The following is a 16,322-nucleotide window of genomic DNA, read 5'->3' on the forward strand; positions in this document are numbered from 1 at the left end:
GCTGGACCCTCCTTTATTTTGCAGCAGTGAATTTGTTATGCATATAGCGGCCGAGCGCACGAGCGCCAAGATTGAAGACAAGAACCATGATGATCAGTACAGCGGATGCGCCTGCTGCGATTTGCGTTGCATCGGGAGCAAGACCTTCCGAGTTGATTTTCCAAATATGAACCGCCAACGTCTCAGCTGGACGGAACGGGTTGAGCGGTGAACGCGCGTCGAATGGATTCCAATCCGTGAAATCAAGACGCGGGCTGCTCATGCCTGCTGTGAAGAGCAGGGCAGCGGCTTCACCGAAGATACGGCCTGCAGCAAGGATGGTACCGGAAAGAATAACCGGTGTTGCGATAGGGAGAAGCACGGAGCGGATCGTTTTCCACTTCGAAATCCCGAGTGCGAAGCTTGCTTCCTTCTGCTGAAGCGGTACACCGCGCAGGCCTTGCTCTGTGATCCGAACCATAAGCGGCAGGTTGAAGATCGTGAGTGCCAATGCGCCGGAGAAGAGCGAGAAGCCAAATCCGAATTTGTTAACGAGTATGAGCAAGCCGAACAAACCAACGATGATGGAAGGGAAGGAGGACAATACTTCCACGACGAGACGAATGAAGGATGTCATCCTGTTAGGCTTCGCATATTCGCTCATATAAATGCCTGCACCGATACCAAGTGGAACCGTGATGATCAGCGTCAGGACGAGCAGGAAGACCGAGTTAAACAGCTGCGGACCGATGCCGCCGCCTGCGCGAATCGATTCAGGTGCGGAAGTCAAGAAGTGCCAGCTAATGTGACCAACACCACGAATTAGAATATAACCAAGCAGCCCGAGCAGAATGAGAACGATGAAGCCGGCGACTGCCATGATGATGCCTGTAGCGATTTTATCAACGGTTCTTGCACTCACAGCTTCTTCCTCCCTTCAAGAAAGCGGATGACGAATACGAACACGAAGGTCATAAGCATCAGAATCAATGCGAGCGACCAGAGCACGTTATTTTGAACAGAACCCATTGCCGTATTGCCCATGCTGAGCGTAATTGCGCTCGTAAGTGTCGATGTAGATTCGAACAAGGAATGCGGGATATGCGGTGCGTTACCGATGACCATCTGAACGGCGAGCGCTTCACCGAATGCTCTTGCGATACCGAGAACGATACCCGTCATTTGCTGCGGCATTGTCGTTGGAAGCACAACGCGATATATAGTTTGCCAACGTGTCGCGCCGAGTGCGTAGGAGCCTTCCTTAAGTCCAGCTGGCAGCTCGGACAATGCGTCCGTTGCTATTGTCGTAATTGTAGGTAAAATCATAACCGAGAGTACAAGTGCCCCTGCGGCGATACCAATACCTTGACCAGGGAATAAATCGCGGAATAGTGGAACAATAACACTTAAACCGACAAAACCGTATACAACGGATGGAATACCAGCGAGCAGCTCGATGACCGGCTGCAGGAAAGTACGACCGAATTTTGGTGCCAATTCTACGATAAATACAGCTGCACAGAAGCCCAGTGGTGCAGCGATAATCGCGGCAAGAATAGATGTGCTGAATGAGCCGAAAATAAATGGCAGCGCACCGAATGAAGGTACATCGATATCCGGGTTCCACTTTAGACCAGTAAGCAGATCGAATGCATTTACGCCGTTTACAATAAAGGTGCTGAGTCCCTTCGAAGCGACGAAGTAAACCATCGAGAATATCGTGATGACGAGGAAAGCGATACAAATAAGTGTATAGATTTTACCGACCCATTCCTCAGCAATATGCGGCTTAGCTTCTTGTCGTTTGTTGTAAGACCGCTCCATATTGACAGACCGCTCCATAATAGCATTCTCCCTTACTCAGGCAGGTCAAGAGACGGGATTGCCCGTCTCTTGGTCGGCCTACTGTTTATTAATTACAACTTACCACATAGGAAAGTTCTAAGTTCACTGAGCATTAAAGTGAGATGAAATTTCCTATTGGCGATAAAACCTACCTCTAATCGCGGTCGCTCATCTTCGAAAGACCTCGATTGTGGTTTTCTCATTTCGTTACGTTGCCTGCTGCGTCACGTTTAACTTCCATTTTGCTTGCTGGGATGTAGCCGAGTTCAACAACATCGCCGTTTTGAACTTCTTCGGATGCAATGTAATCAAGGAATGCTTTCGTTGCTGCGTCTGGCTCGCCTTTCGTGTACATGTGCTCATATGCCCATACTGGGTACGAACCGTTCGTTACGTTGTCAACCGTTGCTTCAACGCCGTCATATTTCAGAGCTTGTACGGAGTCATCCAGGTAGGACAGTGCCAGGTAGCCGATAGCGCCAGGCGTTTCGCTTACGAGCTTCTTAACCGTACCGGATGCATCCTCTTGGATCGAACCTGCAAGGTCTTCCGTTTTCGTGCCGAGTGCGAATTTCTCGAACGTTGAGCGCGTACCGGAGCTCGATGGACGGTTAACGATTTGGATCTTTTGGTCTTTGCCGCCAACTTCATTCCAGTTCGTTACTTTACCTGTGAAGATGTCAACCAGTTGTTGTTTCGTCAGGCCGTCGACGCCAACTTCTTTATTCGTTACTGCTGCCATTGCTACTACTGCTACTTGGTGGTCAACGAGCGTTGCTGCTTTGTCAGCGTCAAGTTTCTCTTCAGCGAATACGTCGGAGTTACCGATTTGTGCTTGGCCTTCGGATGCTTGCGTCAAGCCCGTGCCGCTGCCGCCGCCTTGTACTTGGATCGATACGCCGCTGTTTTTGTCCATGAAATCTTTGGATACTTGCTCAACCAGTGGTTGGAGTGCCGTGGAACCTACTGCTAAAATAGAGCCCGAGAGATCGGCGCTTTGCGTCGTAGTGGAGGAGCCTTGCGAATCACTCGTGCTGCTGCTGTCCTTGTCCTTGTTGCCGCAAGCCGCGAGCGAAACCGTCAGTGTAAGTGCCATTGCAATTGTCAGAAACTTTTTCATTGAGATGTGTTCCCCTTCCAAATCTATCGTTTTTGTTTTTCCCTACAAGAGTTATTGTAGTAGGGGTGCGTTAACGGAAAATATGCGTCATGTTAACGGAATGTAAAACATTTTGACGAAGATGAAATAGGTGTAATCGTTTTGAAAAGAAGATGTAACAAATTTTGAGAATCATGTGATAGGATGAAGAGTGAGGATGATATGGAAAATAATGCGAGAGTATAAGTCGGTGTTGACGGGGTGAACAATTGAAGGCTGCGTTAATCAGGAGATATGCATTGATCGAATTGTTGCTAGTCTTGAATTACTTGATCTATCGATCAATTTATCACGGTTTGATGGTTCGTATTAATGAAGCGGTTTTGATTGGGCTATTCACCCTGATAGGATCTTGTATGATTGTGAAGCTCGAAGATCGAAATTTCTTTAGGATGAGAAATGCATTGATCGGACTATTCATTGTGTTATTTATTATGATGGTCGTTATGAGTGCAGTGATTTATTATACCTTTGATTTGTCGGATCCTATTGATAAACCTACATTAAGAGATTCGGGTCATGCAATTTTACATACATAGAAGCTGGAACAGCCTCCCGAGAAATCCTCGAGAGGCTGTTATCATACATCCATACTTATTTAATAGAAGAAACCGCTTCGCCATGAGGCAGTTCTCGTTTATTTACATAGCGTGCATGGCCCATCAATGAAGCAATAATGACGCCTATAATTGCAGCACTCACGAGAAACCAGAACCCAAGATGGATGGCACTGGCAAGCCTTATCTGATCACTTTCTTCTATAGAAGTGTTAAGTTGATGATTTACAATGACGGCCATGAGTGCAGAGCCGAAGACACCACCGATATTGCGGGTAAAAGTAACGGTTGAGTTCGCAACGCCTCGATAGCGGGGATCAACTGCGGACGTGATCGCCATCTGGGCGATAGGCATCATAATGCCGAGACCAATTCCGATCAGCGCCATATCGCCGCGGATCGTCCATTTGCTCGTTTCGAGCGGTAGATTCGTCATGATGTACAGACCAGCGCCTGCGAGCAGCATCGATAGGAGGGCACATGATCGCCATGTGAACCTACGAATCATAAATGATGACAACGTTGCGCCTGCCATTACCGCTGCCATCATCGGTGTCATCGCGTTCCCGGCATCCGCAACATTGCCGCCAAGACCGCCCTGTACGAACAGCGGGGTATAGAGCAGAGCCCCGAACATCATGGAGCCTTGTATGAAGGTGACACCAGCCGTCCCGGCTACCGTCCGATTGGTGAACATATCGAGCGGAAGAATGGGTTCCGAAGCGCGTCGCTCGACGAGCAGGAATGCAATGAGTGCAGCAGCCCCAAGCACGAACAATCCAATGATTGGCCAGGAGCGCCATGCATAATCGGCACCTCCCATTTTGAGCGCGAGCAGGATGGAGACGGTTGTGGTTACGAGTAACATAGCGCCTGAATAATCAACCTTCAATCGTTTCGTGTTTTCCTCTGGCTCCTTGTCCTTCATCGCGATGCCAATGATGAGAATTGCGATGATCCCAATCGGTGCATTAATGAAGAAGTTCCAGCGCCAATCCCATTGGCTCGTTATGAACGCCCCAATACTCGGTCCCAAAATGGACGACATCGCTAGTACGCTCATGAACAGTGACTGGATGCGAGCAACTTTTCCCATTGGCATCATGCTGAATAACAGAGCGAACGTATTCGCAGCCATCATGCCGCCGCCGATCCCTTGCAGTCCTCGGAATAGGATGAGTTGTGTCATGGTTTGCGATATCCCGCATAGCAGTGATCCCACCAAGAACAGCAGCAGCCCGATCATGTAGAACCTTTTGCGACCATACATATCGGACAGCTTGCCCGCGATTGGCATGACGGAGGTCGATGTGAGCATGTAAGCAGTGAACACCCACGAGATATGCTCAAGCCCGCCGATATGCTGCACGATGGTTGGCAATGCGGTCGATACGATCGTCTGATCCAGTGAAGATAAGAAAAGTCCAACGAGAAGGGCGCTTAACGTCCAATACAATCGCTTTTTATGATCCATTGTATCTCATCCTTTTCCCTAACCGACTAGTTAAGCCGGTGATTTGACGATGCCTTGCAAAATAACGCCAACCGCTTGGTCTGCTAGCGCTCGTCCTTCATCTTCGGACAACTGCCTTTTTGCAAGCTCAAGCATTGCACCCGTAACGCCGCCCATAAACGTTTGTGCGAGCAGCCTCGGCTCAACCTCTGCCAGCAATCCAGCCGCGATACCTTCCTCAACCGTTCGAATAAGCGATCCATGGACATTATCCAGGAAGGTATGGTAGAACGCCTGCGATTGTCCGCCGAATACGATCGGCATATCGTTGATCATGTTGCGATATAAGATCACGCGCCGGGGCTTGGTTACAGCGGTCTCGAGGTAAAATCGGGCATAGCGCTCCAGCCGAACAAGCGGAGATTCTTCTGTTATCAGGGCACCGCCCACAAACTGCTTTGCCGCTTCAAAATACTCCAGGAACATCCCTTGAATCAGTTCCATTTTGTCCTTGAAGTAGTAGTAGATGAGTGTACGGGAGACGCCTGCCTTCTTGGCGACCTCTCCGATATCGGTGCCCTGCACGCCTTTCTCTAAATAAACCTCCGAGAAGGCTTTGCGGATCTGGTCGATTCTTTCGCGGCGAACTTGATCATGCTGTTCTTTTGATCTGGGAGATATAGGGGAGCAGCTCCTTTCTATAAGGCCATGGTCATTTGCGTTTACAGCTGACACCGTTGTCAGTCGTAAACAGTGTATATTTTAACTGACATGGATGTCAATGTAAAAATTAGCGGTTCAATGCCCTATTCTTGTCGCCGACATCAATCAAATGAAGAATATCGTCCATCATTGTCCGCTTTTCGTTTATTGGCTTCCCCTATGGAAGCTGTTACATTGATGTTACAAGCCCTAATAGGCAAGCAAATAAGCTGGAAGAACAGACAAAGGAGACTGCGACCAAACGATGAGCCGTTATCGAATTGACGCACGCGAAGATCGGAAAGCGATTACACCAAAGCCGAACTACTTGGAGGGGACGAATCCTTCCGGCGATCGGATCAGCTTCACCAATTACTACATGGAGCAGAACGGTCGGCCTTTCTTCGGGATCTGCGGGGAATTCCATTATAGCCGGTACAAGGAATCGTTGTGGGAAGACGAGCTCATCAAAATGAAAATGGGCGGCATCAATATCGTGTGTACGTACATTTTCTGGAACATTCATGAGGAAGTGCAAGGTGAATTCGACTGGAGCGGGCGGCGCAATCTGCGGCAATTCGTCGAGCTGTGTGCGAAGCATGATCTGCAGGTCATTATTCGGATCGGTCCGTTCTGCCATGGCGAAATTCGGAACGGAGGCATGCCGGATTGGCTGTATGGCCAGCCGTTTGAAATACGGTCCAACGATGAGCGTTATCTCGTTCATGTTCGCAGGCTCTATCGCACTATTAGTGAGCAGGTACAGGGCCTTCTCTACAAGCAGGGTGGTCCGATTATTGGCACGCAGATCGAGAACGAGCATGGTCATTCGGCTGCGCAGTGGGCGATGACGACAGGCATCAGCAATCAATGGATGACGACAGGGCTTGATGGCGAAGATCATATGCGTCTACTGAAAAAGATCGCCGTCGAAGTCGGCATCGAGACGCCCCTGTATACATGCACCGCTTGGGGAGGCGCAAACGCTCCTGCCGATGAAATGCTGCCGCTGTGGGGCGGATACTCCCACTGGCCGTGGATTTATTACGAGCATGATCGTTTCGGCGAGATGAATGAACATCCGGCAACGCCGGAGTATATATTCCGCGACAAGCATAACAATGCGGTTCCGAAGAGCTACAATTTCGAGCCGCTGTACGTACCTGAAGACTACCCGTATGCGTGCTGCGAGATGGGTGGAGGCATGACGCCTTTCTATCGCTATCGCTTCGACTTCCCTTACAACAGCGTTCCTGCGATGACGGGCATTAAGGTCGCGGAAGGCTGTAACTTAATTGGATACTACATGTATCATGGCGGCTCCAATCCTACGGGCAAACGGGAGCTGTACTTGAACGATCTGGCTACGCCCAAAATCTCCTACGACTTCAACGCCTGCATCGGCGAATTCGGCCAAGTGCGCGAGTCGTATCATCGGACGCGGCTTCAGCATTACAGCTACCGGGCTTTCGAACAGTGGCTTTGCCGGACCAAAACCATTCTGCCAGGCGATACGTCGACGATGGACCCGTACGATACCGATACGCTTCGGTATGCGGTTCGGGCTGCGGACGGCTCGGGCTTACTGTTCATGAATAACTATCAGGATCATGCGGTAACGCATGACCTGTCGGTTGAGGACGGCGTAACGGTTGTGACGCGGGATAAAGAGCTGCGTTTCCCGCTGGAAGGACCACTGAAGCTGGGCAAGGACAGCTATGCGATGCTGCCATACCGATTTGACCTCGACGGGATTATGTTGGAGCAGGCGACGGTTCAACCGATTACACGGCTTGAAGCTGCCGGAGCGATTTATTATTTCTTCACGTCTCCGAAAGGCATGCCGCCTGAGTATGTATTCGCTTCAGATACACTTACCGTATTGGAGGCAGGAGCTGCTCAAGTCGATCAACATGGCGGCGTCATGGTCATCTATCCGTCAATGATTGATCTGCAACCGATAACGCTTCGTTCTTCCGCCGGTCAAACGGTTTACATCGTGACATTATCGGATGAAGAGAGCCTCGGTTTCTGGAAGACGGAGTTGTGGGGCAAGGAGCGCATCATTCTGACAAGCAGTAATCTGTTGGTCGGCAACGATCAGGTGAAGCTGGAGATTACGGGCAGCGCCGAGGCGACAATGCGTATTTTCCCTGATATAGAAGCACTGCCACAGGTTGCAGGCGGTGAGTTGTTGGATCGCACGGAGCAAGGACTGTTCACGTCCTATCGGTTCCGTATTCCAACGCATGAAGTGCGTTTCGAGCTGGAGCGGGTCGCGGATGATCGCGCAATGGTTTCGTTTGCAGAAGGTGCGTTCGACGGGCTGAAGGAAGCATTGCTGCGTATCGATTACAAAGGGGATATCGGATACGCCTTTATGGGCAGCGAGCTGATCAACGACAACTTCAGCAACGGCAACACGTGGGAGATTGGCTTAAAGCAGATTGGTGAGCAATTGGTCCAACGGGGGTTGAGCCTTTACATATCGCCGATCCGCCGCGGCAGCACGGTGAACAGCAATACGACGATGGCGGGCTGGAGCGAGAATGCGGCAGAGACGATTGCACAGCTGGATCGTATTTCGATCGAGTCCGTTTACGAGCTTATTCTGAATAAAGGGTAAAAGTCAAAATTCCCAAGGGCTGCATCAGCCCTTGGGGATTTTACGATATTCGGTCGGCGAATGGCCGATCAGCTTCTTGAACATCCGGGAGAAGTAGTACGGATCGTTGATGCCGATTGCCGCGGCGATTTCCTTCACAGTCAGATCGGTCAAATCGAGCATGATCGCCGCGTGCTGCATTTTCATCCGCAAGAAGTAGTCAATTGGAGAGAACCCCGTCTCCTTGTTGAACAGATGGCTAAGATGCTGCTTAGATAGACCCGTATAGCTCGCCAAGTCGGGAAGACGAATCGATGTTGCGATATGCTCATTCATGTAACGGATCGCATGATCGAGATGCGCGCCACGCCTAGTATCCTGACTCACATGCATCAGCTCATGACCAATGCTGCTGAGCAGCCAGCGAATCGTCTGCGAAATATGGACATGCGTATGAATCGAGAAAGGTCTGGCCGTCATCATCGCAAGCGAGTGGTCAATTCGTGCAATGAACTCTGACACGATGCTGCGAGGCAGCTGTCTCGGTTCACGATCCAGCTCGTAGAGGCGGATGAATTGTTCGGCATGATCGCCCTTCACATGAAACCAGTAAATACTCCATGGATTCGGATCGGACGCCCAATATTGATGAGGAACGCCCGCAGGAATGACGATCAGATTGCCCGGCCTTAGATGAACCGTTTCTTGTCCATCTCGTTCGACGATCCCTTCTCCTTCTACACAATAGATGAAAATATGGGCATCGGCTCCTTCCGGCCGCGCACGATGATGGTGCTTCGCTTGCAAGAAGACGCCGATATCGCTGACGAACAGCTGGCGGGTTAGCTCCGCTGCGGCAAGCTCATTCTGCATATATTCCGGAAGGATGAAGTAGCGCTGCTCGCGGAACCCTTCCTTTTTGTGAATCGACGTCATGTATGCCATTCCTTTCGGACTCTCGATCTTTATTAAAATATCATCTAGCATAACCCGCGCTACGTCAATTGGAATCGTTCTATATAACGTGAAAAAGAGATGGCGATGCAGGGGGATAACCACCACCCTGACAGCGCTATCTCTTTATTTTGTCATTATAGGAGTTGACTCACCGAGACCAAGAAGCTGATCGACTTGAAACCGTCTCATCTATTATTGAGGCGAATCCGCCCGCTGTGCCAGGTTCATCTCCGCACACATAAGAATGAAGGCGCCTGCGCCGTGCAGATCGTTCTCGCTTGTTGGACGCGCGATGTAATGGGCATAATCGCCGATGCCTGTGCCGATGCAAATGCTGCCGATCACAACGCGGCCGTTCTCATCGAATCGAAGCGTATCGATGACGCCCTGATAGCCTTTCCATGCATGCTCCAAATATTTCGGATCGAGGTAGCCGAATCTTACAGCCTTTGCGATGGCATGGACGTACAAGGAGGTGCATGAATTCTCAAGCCAGTTGTCTGGACGATCTCCTTTGTCAACGACTTGATACCAGCATCCAGTTTCTTCGTCCTGGTAGTTTACCAGAGCAGTCAGCAGGTCTTGTACGATGCGGATCAGGGCTGGTTTGTCTTTATGGTCATCTGGCATATATTCGAACATCTCCAGCAGAGCAACAGGGAACCAGCCGATTGCGCGGCCCCAGAATTCCTCGGCAAGTCCCGTTATCGGGTTAGCCCAGCTTGCTTGCTTCGTCTCGTCCCATCCGTGGTACAGAAGACCGGTAACGGGGTCCTTCGTATGCTGTGCTGCAAGCAGTGCTTGGTGTGCCCACATATCGAAGTATTCCGGCTCGTTGAAGACGTTCCCGAATTGAACTGCGATTGGTCCGCCCATGTACAGGCCATCGAGCCACATTTGGTTCGGATAATGCTCTTTATGCCAGAATCCGCCGGACGGATTCGTCTTCCACTGCTTCATCAATGGGACGAGGTTATACAACGCCTGTTTATAGCGTTCATCACCGGTCCGCGCATGGAGCGGGAAGAGCAGAACGCCTGGCTGAATATCGTCGAGCTCATCGGTTTTTACCTTCAGAACGGTGCCATCGGGTAGGATGTGACTGTCGACCCATCGTTTCATATAGTCGTAATAACGGTCATCGCCAGTCTGCTCCCATGTCTTCGTCATGCCGGACAGGAAGACGCCTTGGTGATAGTGGAACCGCTCCGGTGGGAGATTCTCAGGCTCGAACTTCGTCATTAATGCCTCGCAAGCTTTCTCCGCCCATTGAATCGGCGTTAACGTTTCTTGTGCATGGCTGCTAATGGATGTGTTCATATCGCGTAGATTCCTCCTTGAATCGCGTATAGATGTATCGTAGCATTGAGATATGTACATTTATTGCAATAATCGATGATTTCTTCTTATATCTTGCGAGAGTTGATCGGGTTGTATCGGATATAACATAACATTTAAGGGGGGAGATGGGCGCAGTGGCGGATCTACATTATGATAATGGCCATAATACATTTCAATTGTCATACCGGAAGGCGCAGAGCCATCACATGCCGAACAGCCATTTTCACAGCACGTACGAAATCTACTATCTGATGTCCGGCCAACGGTCATTTTTCATCAGGGATCGAACGGTTGCGATGGAGGAAGGAGACGTCGTTATTGTCTCGCCAAACATCGTTCATCGAACAATTAATGCGGCGCTGCCAGAGCATGAGCGGCTCATCGCCAACATTCATCCTAGCTATCTGGGCATGTCGTCGGAATCGGCTGGTTCAACGATTCCAGCTATTCCAGTTGTGCTTCAGCCACTGATAGAAAACGAATATCTTATTGTGCGGCTATCGCTTCACGATCGAGTGGCGATCGATGAGTTGGCAGAGGGTATGATACGAGAGATGCGGGAACAAAAGCCCGGTTATGAAATATTCACGCAGACACTGGTGCAGCAGCTGCTCATCTTATGCTGTCGATACGCTGGGCAGGGAAGCACGCAGTCGGTTGCCGCGCCGAGTGCGATGCATGAGCGAATATCGGAGATTGCACAGTACATTAACCGTCATTACATGGATGACTTGTCCTTGCAGCGAGTGGCGGATCAGTTCTATATCAGCCCGTATTATCTCAGCCGGTTCTTCAAGGAAGCGACGGGCTTTACCTTCGTAGAATATTTGAGCAGCGTTCGGATCAAAGAAGCGAAGAAGCTGCTGGAGCAGACGCCAATGAAGGTTAGCATAATTGCAAGAAAGGTCGGCTTCGGCAGCGTGACACATTTTGGCCGCGTGTTTAAGAATGTGACCGGAAGAGCACCGCTTTACTATCGAAACGGGCGGTAGGATATCGTTTTTGCCTAATCCAACCCCATAATCGCCGTCCAAAATGGATTTTAACTATTAACTAGTTAATGGATTCATTTATAATGAAATCGCTACCATTAGATTTAATAGAGGCAGGCGAAATCAGGATGACGACGAACCGGAATGATAAAGTGAGTGAAGAAACTGGCTATACGAGTCCGTGGATTGTGAACCGAGCAGACCCTTATGTATGGAAGCATAACGATGGAACGTATTATTTTACCGCATCGGTACCTGAATATGATTGCATTGTGCTGCGAAAAGCTTATACGATCGAAGGGCTGGTTGACGCAGAAGAAACCATCATCTGGCGTAAGCACGACACGGGCGAGATGGGGCATCATATTTGGGCACCGGAGCTGCATTATATCAATGGCAAATGGTATGTTTACTTCGCGGCGGGTAAGGCTGAGGAAATTTGGGCGATTCGACCGTATGTGCTGGAATGTGCGGATGCAGATCCGATCACGGGCACTTGGGTGGAGAAAGGAAAGATCGAGCTCGACTTCGAAAGCTTCTCGCTTGATGCAACGACGTTCAATCATAATGGCGTACAGTATTTGATCTGGGCGCAGTACAAGGGCGATGACAGCAACCTGTATATCGCCAAGCTGGCGAATCCATGGACGATCGATGGTCCGCAGGTGCTACTCTCAACGCCGCAGTATGATTGGGAAATTCAAGGTCATCGCGTGAACGAGGGACCGGCAGTGCTCGTGCGCAACGGACGCATCTTCGTCGCGTTCTCCGCAAGTGCAACGGATCACCGTTACTGCGTTGGTTTGCTGGAAGCGTCGGCGGACAGCAATCTGCTTGATCCGACCTCTTGGACGAAGCACCCGCTTCCGGTATTCGAGACGAATGAGGAGACGGAAAACTTCGGCCCGGGTCACAACTGCTTTACCGTTAGCGAAGACGGCACGACGGATCTGATCGTTTATCATGCACGTCCTTACCGTGACATTATCGGCGGCGCATTGTCCGATCCGAACCGCCATGCTCGGGTACAACGTTTCGAATGGAATGAGGATGGCACGCCATTCTTCGGTAAGCCGGGCACGGCAGTCGTAACCAAATAATTAGGTCGATTTTCGAAAAGCCGTAGGGGTGAGCCCTACGGTTTTTTTGAATGCTTGATTAAATGAATCGATACTCCGATACCCGACTTGCTCCGCGATAAAGCTCACTTTAAGGCTGCTATTGCGCAGCATTTCGCAGCTTCGTTGGATACGAACATTTTGCAAATAAGAGCCAAAGGTTTGATCGGTATATTGAGTGAACAGACGCTGCAAATGCCGCTCGCTCCAGCCCGATATACGGGATAGCTCTGCCAGCGTGACAGCCGTATCGTAATTCTGCTCCACATAATCGATCACCTGAAGGAAGTTGGCAGTATCCTCGCTTGAGCTTCGTTCATTGTCTCCATATTTGAGCCGATACACCGTGATGATAAGCTGACTGAGCAGTGCATGAAGCATTGCTCGCGAGCCGATCGCATTCGTCTTCATTTCCGTGTGAAGCTGGATCATGATCCGCTCAATGGTACCGTCTCGGTCGAAGACGGAGAAGTAGGAAGAAGTGTTGTTCGCCAGCGGGGATAGATGCTCTTGGATCGGCTGCTCCTGTAAGCCTGACAATACGGTGGCAAGATGCATATCGAACAAACAGTTATACACGACAGGAGGCTTGCTCGATCGATCCGGTGTAGTCGGTCGGAACACATGGGATACGCCGATGGGAATGACATAGAGCTGCCCTTTGTGAATCGGGAACGTCTCCTGTTCAACATGGTGAAAGCCGGTACCTTCAGCCACATAGCAATATTCGATAAAATCATGCGCGTGATACGGGACGTTAAAGTCTTCCGTGAACCGATTGACGAACATGAGCGAATGGGCCGACAGAAAATGCTCTTTCTCGAACAGGTTGTTTGGTTGTGTCATACGTTCGTCCCTCGCAGTTAGATTGAATATCGTTATTGGAACAAGTATAACTGAATCGATCATAGATGTCCCGATGACAGGGGTGAAATGTCCGTATTAACCGGAGTTGTTCGTCCTGCAGTCGATATAATGAGGCTATAGGAAACGAAACTATAGCCCCGCTTCCAATGTAGCGGATGAGAGGATGACGCCAGCATGTCAGCAACTTCAGCTTCGCAATGGATTTGGTACCCGGGAGATTTTGAAATCTATCATCACCTTCAGCTAAACACACGCCGTGAAGAACGAGACTATCAATGGCCTGCCTTCTGGCGGCTCGATGATTGCTATCACAATGTACGGTTTCGGAAGAAGGTGCAATGCGATGCGCCGGAAGAGATGACGGTGTACGCGCATGGCGTCGGACATGTGTGGGTGGATGGGAAGAAGCATCCGTTCAAGCATCCGATCATGCTCACGGCAGGGCAGCACGACATTCAAGTTCATGTGGCGCGTACAGACGGGCTGCCATGCATGTACATTGAAGGTGCCGAGAGTGCCAGCGATTCGTCATGGGAAGTTAATGAATTCGGCCGCGATTGGCTGCCTGCTGGTTGTAATGGACTTTATCGCAGCCGCGAGGACGATCCGAATCATTTTGCTTTCCAATATGAGAAGATTGAGCCGGTTGCGATCGAGCGCAGGGCAGATGGCATCGTATACGACTATGGACGTGAAACGTTCGCACGGATCGAATTCGAGCATGTTGAGGCGTTTACGGATATTCATCTGTTCTATGGGGAATCGCTGGAGGAAGCATTGGATACGGAGCACAGCATCCTGATCGATACGATTCCGGCGGGCAGCACGTCGTACCATTGTCCGGCTCGGGCCTTCCGGTACTTGTTCATCCAATGTTCTGAGCAGGATACGTATGCGATGTCCGCGTGGTATGCGTACTTGCCATTCAATCGAGTTGGCAGCTTCACCTCTTCGAATGAGCTGCTGAATCGGATCTGGGAGACGGCGGAATATACGTTCCATCTCAACAGCCGGGAGTTTTTCCTCGATGGCATTAAGCGGGATCGCTGGGTATGGTCGGGGGATGCTTATCAGAGTTATTTCATTAACAACTATCTATACTTCGATGCCGACATTACGAAGCGGACGATCATTGCGCTGCGCGGCAAAGATCCGATCGCGACCCATACGAATACGATTCTGGACTATTCGTTCTACTGGATCATGAGTGTGCATGCATATTACCAAGCGACAAAAGACCTCGATTTCGTAACGTTCATCTATCCACGGATGAAATCGATGATGGACTACTGCATCTCTCGGACAGATGAGGACGGGTTCATTCGAGGCCGCGATGGCGATTGGGTATTCATCGATTGGGCGGAGTATGACCGAACGGGTGCGGTATGCGCGGAGCAAATGCTGCTAGCGGAAAGCTTGAAAGCGGCATGGGCGTGCGGCGAGCTGCTTGGCGTAGGTGAGGCTGCCTACCTGCAGCGGAGCGAGCGGTTGAAGGAGCAGATTAACGCCCGCTTCTGGGATGAGGCACACGGTGCGTATATCGACAGCTTCGAGTCAGGCCGGAGGAATGTGACGCGGCATGCGAATATTTTCGCCATCCTATTAGGCATTGCAGACGACCAGCAGCGGGAGTCCATCATTCAGAACGTATTGCTGAACGATGAGATTCCACAGATCAGCACGCCTTACTTCGCGTTCTATGAGCTGGAGGTAATGTGCCAGACGGGTCAACTCACGCATGTGACGAAGCGAATGGAGCAGTATTGGGGCGGCATGCTGGCGCTTGGGGCGACGACCTTCTGGGAGGAGTACAATCCATCGGTGTCGGGGCTTGATCATTACGGTATGTACGGCGACCGTTATGGCAAGAGTTTATGCCATGCTTGGGGCGCGAGTCCGATTTATTTGCTGGGACGATACTATCTGGGCGTTCAATCGACGTCGCCTGGCTATGAAACGTTTGTCGTCGAGCCGCAGCTTGGCGGGTTGGAACGGATTCAAGGAACAGTGCCCGTCAATGGCGGGACGGTTACAGTCGAGATGACATCGGATTGGCTGCATGTCGTTTCGGATAAAGCAGGCGGCATGGTGCGGATCAATGGACAGGTGCATAAGCTGGAGAAGGATGTACCTTTTGAGCTAGTGTTGGGTGAGCAGTTAGCCTAAAGGACGGAAAGAGAGTCCGAATAGGAGCCAGTGGCCGAATATGACGAATAGATAATCTCGACAGCAATGAAACTCATCCGAGCACGAGACATCGGTTGGCTAGCGGTTACCATAGAGGCTATTATGCGATGAAGAGAACATTGGGCTCGTTATCGGTTGCCACAGAGGTTAATAGAGTGAAATGACCTTATATGGAATGAAATTATACTCGATAAGCTCAACTGCAACCGTTACACATCTGTAACTTGGTTTTTGAGGTAAATAAGCGCTGTGGGAACCGTTAGCGGACGAGTGCGTATTCGTAAGGACTGGAATGACAAAGTTGCAGCTATATAGCACAAGAAGCTGTCCCTTAGTGAACTGTGACCCGTTTTGTGGACAGTTTAAAAAGCAACCATCTTGATTTAACAAGCAATTAGATGATCCCTGAACTCGTCGGGGGTCATCTTTTTTAATCCCCATTGATATCGCTCAGTATTATATTGCTGTATATAATCAGCGACGCGTTCTCTTACTTCATCGAGGGTTTGGCAATCGATGAAATTAACCTCATCTTTCATATGACCGAAGAAGGATTCCAT

Annotated in this window: 13 protein-coding genes; 4 read left to right on the plus strand and 9 right to left on the minus strand. The window is 50.2% G+C overall.

The features are described 5' to 3' along the window. Positions 1 to 13 precede the first annotated feature (13 nt). The 5 genes from pstA to DFQ01_RS18505 form a co-directional block, all read right to left on the minus strand. A complete protein-coding gene (gene pstA, locus DFQ01_RS18480) occupies positions 14 to 901 on the minus strand; it encodes a phosphate ABC transporter permease PstA (protein ID WP_110045385.1) in 888 nt (295 codons plus the stop codon). Then, positions 898 to 1,821, minus strand: a complete 924-nt coding sequence (gene pstC, locus DFQ01_RS18485; protein ID WP_425452419.1) for a phosphate ABC transporter permease subunit PstC — start codon at positions 1,819 to 1,821, stop codon at positions 898 to 900. Before pstC ends, pstA begins: the two co-directional genes overlap by 4 nt. Before the next feature lie 202 nt (positions 1,822 to 2,023). Then, positions 2,024 to 2,944, minus strand: a complete 921-nt coding sequence (locus DFQ01_RS18490; RefSeq protein WP_110045386.1) for a phosphate ABC transporter substrate-binding protein — start codon at positions 2,942 to 2,944, stop codon at positions 2,024 to 2,026. A gap of 633 nt (positions 2,945 to 3,577) precedes the next feature. Next, positions 3,578 to 5,014: a DHA2 family efflux MFS transporter permease subunit gene (locus DFQ01_RS18500; RefSeq protein WP_110045388.1), complete on the minus strand. Its 1,437-nt coding sequence runs from the start codon at positions 5,012 to 5,014 to the stop codon at positions 3,578 to 3,580. 30 nt (positions 5,015 to 5,044) lie between these two features. Further along, a complete protein-coding gene (locus DFQ01_RS18505; protein ID WP_281272024.1) occupies positions 5,045 to 5,728 on the minus strand; it encodes a TetR/AcrR family transcriptional regulator in 684 nt (227 codons plus the stop codon). Positions 5,729 to 5,960: 232 nt separating this feature from the next. Between DFQ01_RS18505 and DFQ01_RS18510 the strand changes: the two genes are divergently transcribed. After that, a complete protein-coding gene (locus DFQ01_RS18510) occupies positions 5,961 to 8,321 on the plus strand; it encodes a beta-galactosidase (protein ID WP_110045390.1) in 2,361 nt (786 codons plus the stop codon). A gap of 24 nt (positions 8,322 to 8,345) precedes the next feature. Here DFQ01_RS18510 and DFQ01_RS18515 read toward each other — a convergent pair whose 3' ends face one another. Together DFQ01_RS18515 and DFQ01_RS18520 are read right to left on the minus strand one after the other, a co-directional pair. After that, complete coding sequence (locus DFQ01_RS18515) at positions 8,346 to 9,245, minus strand: AraC family transcriptional regulator (RefSeq protein ID WP_245946782.1); 900 nt, start codon at positions 9,243 to 9,245, stop codon at positions 8,346 to 8,348. A 204-nt stretch (positions 9,246 to 9,449) separates the two neighbouring features. Next, the gene (locus DFQ01_RS18520) at positions 9,450 to 10,577 is read right to left on the minus strand and encodes a glycoside hydrolase family 88/105 protein (protein WP_110045391.1); all 1,128 of its coding nucleotides are present in this window, start codon (positions 10,575 to 10,577) and stop codon (positions 9,450 to 9,452) included. Between the two features lie 146 nt (positions 10,578 to 10,723). On the opposite strand from DFQ01_RS18520, the gene DFQ01_RS18525 reads away from it, so the two are divergent. Continuing rightward, the gene (locus tag DFQ01_RS18525; protein ID WP_342770002.1) at positions 10,724 to 11,590 is read left to right on the plus strand and encodes a helix-turn-helix transcriptional regulator; all 867 of its coding nucleotides are present in this window, start codon (positions 10,724 to 10,726) and stop codon (positions 11,588 to 11,590) included. Positions 11,591 to 11,718: 128 nt separating this feature from the next. Next, positions 11,719 to 12,690 (plus strand): glycoside hydrolase family 43 protein, encoded by a 972-nt coding sequence (locus tag DFQ01_RS18530; protein ID WP_110045392.1) that lies wholly within the window; start codon positions 11,719 to 11,721, stop codon positions 12,688 to 12,690. Here DFQ01_RS18530 and DFQ01_RS18535 read toward each other — a convergent pair whose 3' ends face one another. Then, a complete protein-coding gene (locus DFQ01_RS18535) occupies positions 12,691 to 13,554 on the minus strand; it encodes an AraC family transcriptional regulator (RefSeq protein ID WP_174812634.1) in 864 nt (287 codons plus the stop codon). A 195-nt stretch (positions 13,555 to 13,749) separates the two neighbouring features. Between DFQ01_RS18535 and DFQ01_RS18540 the strand changes: the two genes are divergently transcribed. Beyond that, complete coding sequence (locus tag DFQ01_RS18540) at positions 13,750 to 15,741, plus strand: alpha-L-rhamnosidase-related protein (RefSeq protein ID WP_110045394.1); 1,992 nt, start codon at positions 13,750 to 13,752, stop codon at positions 15,739 to 15,741. Positions 15,742 to 16,145: 404 nt separating this feature from the next. Here DFQ01_RS18540 and DFQ01_RS18545 read toward each other — a convergent pair whose 3' ends face one another. Further along, entirely contained in the window at positions 16,146 to 16,322 is a 177-nt protein-coding gene (locus tag DFQ01_RS18545) for an IS3 family transposase (RefSeq protein WP_146216897.1), read from the minus strand.

Source organism: Paenibacillus cellulosilyticus (assembly GCF_003182255.1).
Classification (GTDB): Bacteria; Bacillota; Bacilli; order Paenibacillales; family Paenibacillaceae; genus Paenibacillus_T; species Paenibacillus_T cellulosilyticus.

Coding starts and splice junctions, on each gene's coding strand:
- DFQ01_RS18525 (WP_342770002.1), top strand. CDS start 10,724: ATGGGCGCAGTGGCGGATCTACATTATGATAATGGCCATAATACATTT.
- DFQ01_RS18540 (WP_110045394.1), top strand. CDS start 13,750: ATGTCAGCAACTTCAGCTTCGCAATGGATTTGGTACCCGGGAGATTTT.
- DFQ01_RS18490 (WP_110045386.1), bottom strand. CDS start 2,944: ATGAAAAAGTTTCTGACAATTGCAATGGCACTTACACTGACGGTTTCG.
- DFQ01_RS18520 (WP_110045391.1), bottom strand. CDS start 10,577: ATGAACACATCCATTAGCAGCCATGCACAAGAAACGTTAACGCCGATT.
- DFQ01_RS18515 (WP_245946782.1), bottom strand. CDS start 9,245: ATGGCATACATGACGTCGATTCACAAAAAGGAAGGGTTCCGCGAGCAG.
- DFQ01_RS18500 (WP_110045388.1), bottom strand. CDS start 5,014: ATGGATCATAAAAAGCGATTGTATTGGACGTTAAGCGCCCTTCTCGTT.
- DFQ01_RS18535 (WP_174812634.1), bottom strand. CDS start 13,554: ATGACACAACCAAACAACCTGTTCGAGAAAGAGCATTTTCTGTCGGCC.
- pstC (WP_425452419.1), bottom strand. CDS start 1,821: ATGGAGCGGTCTGTCAATATGGAGCGGTCTTACAACAAACGACAAGAA.
- DFQ01_RS18545 (WP_146216897.1), bottom strand. CDS start 16,322: ATGGAATCCTTCTTCGGTCATATGAAAGATGAGGTTAATTTCATCGAT.
- DFQ01_RS18510 (WP_110045390.1), top strand. CDS start 5,961: ATGAGCCGTTATCGAATTGACGCACGCGAAGATCGGAAAGCGATTACA.
- DFQ01_RS18530 (WP_110045392.1), top strand. CDS start 11,719: ATGACGACGAACCGGAATGATAAAGTGAGTGAAGAAACTGGCTATACG.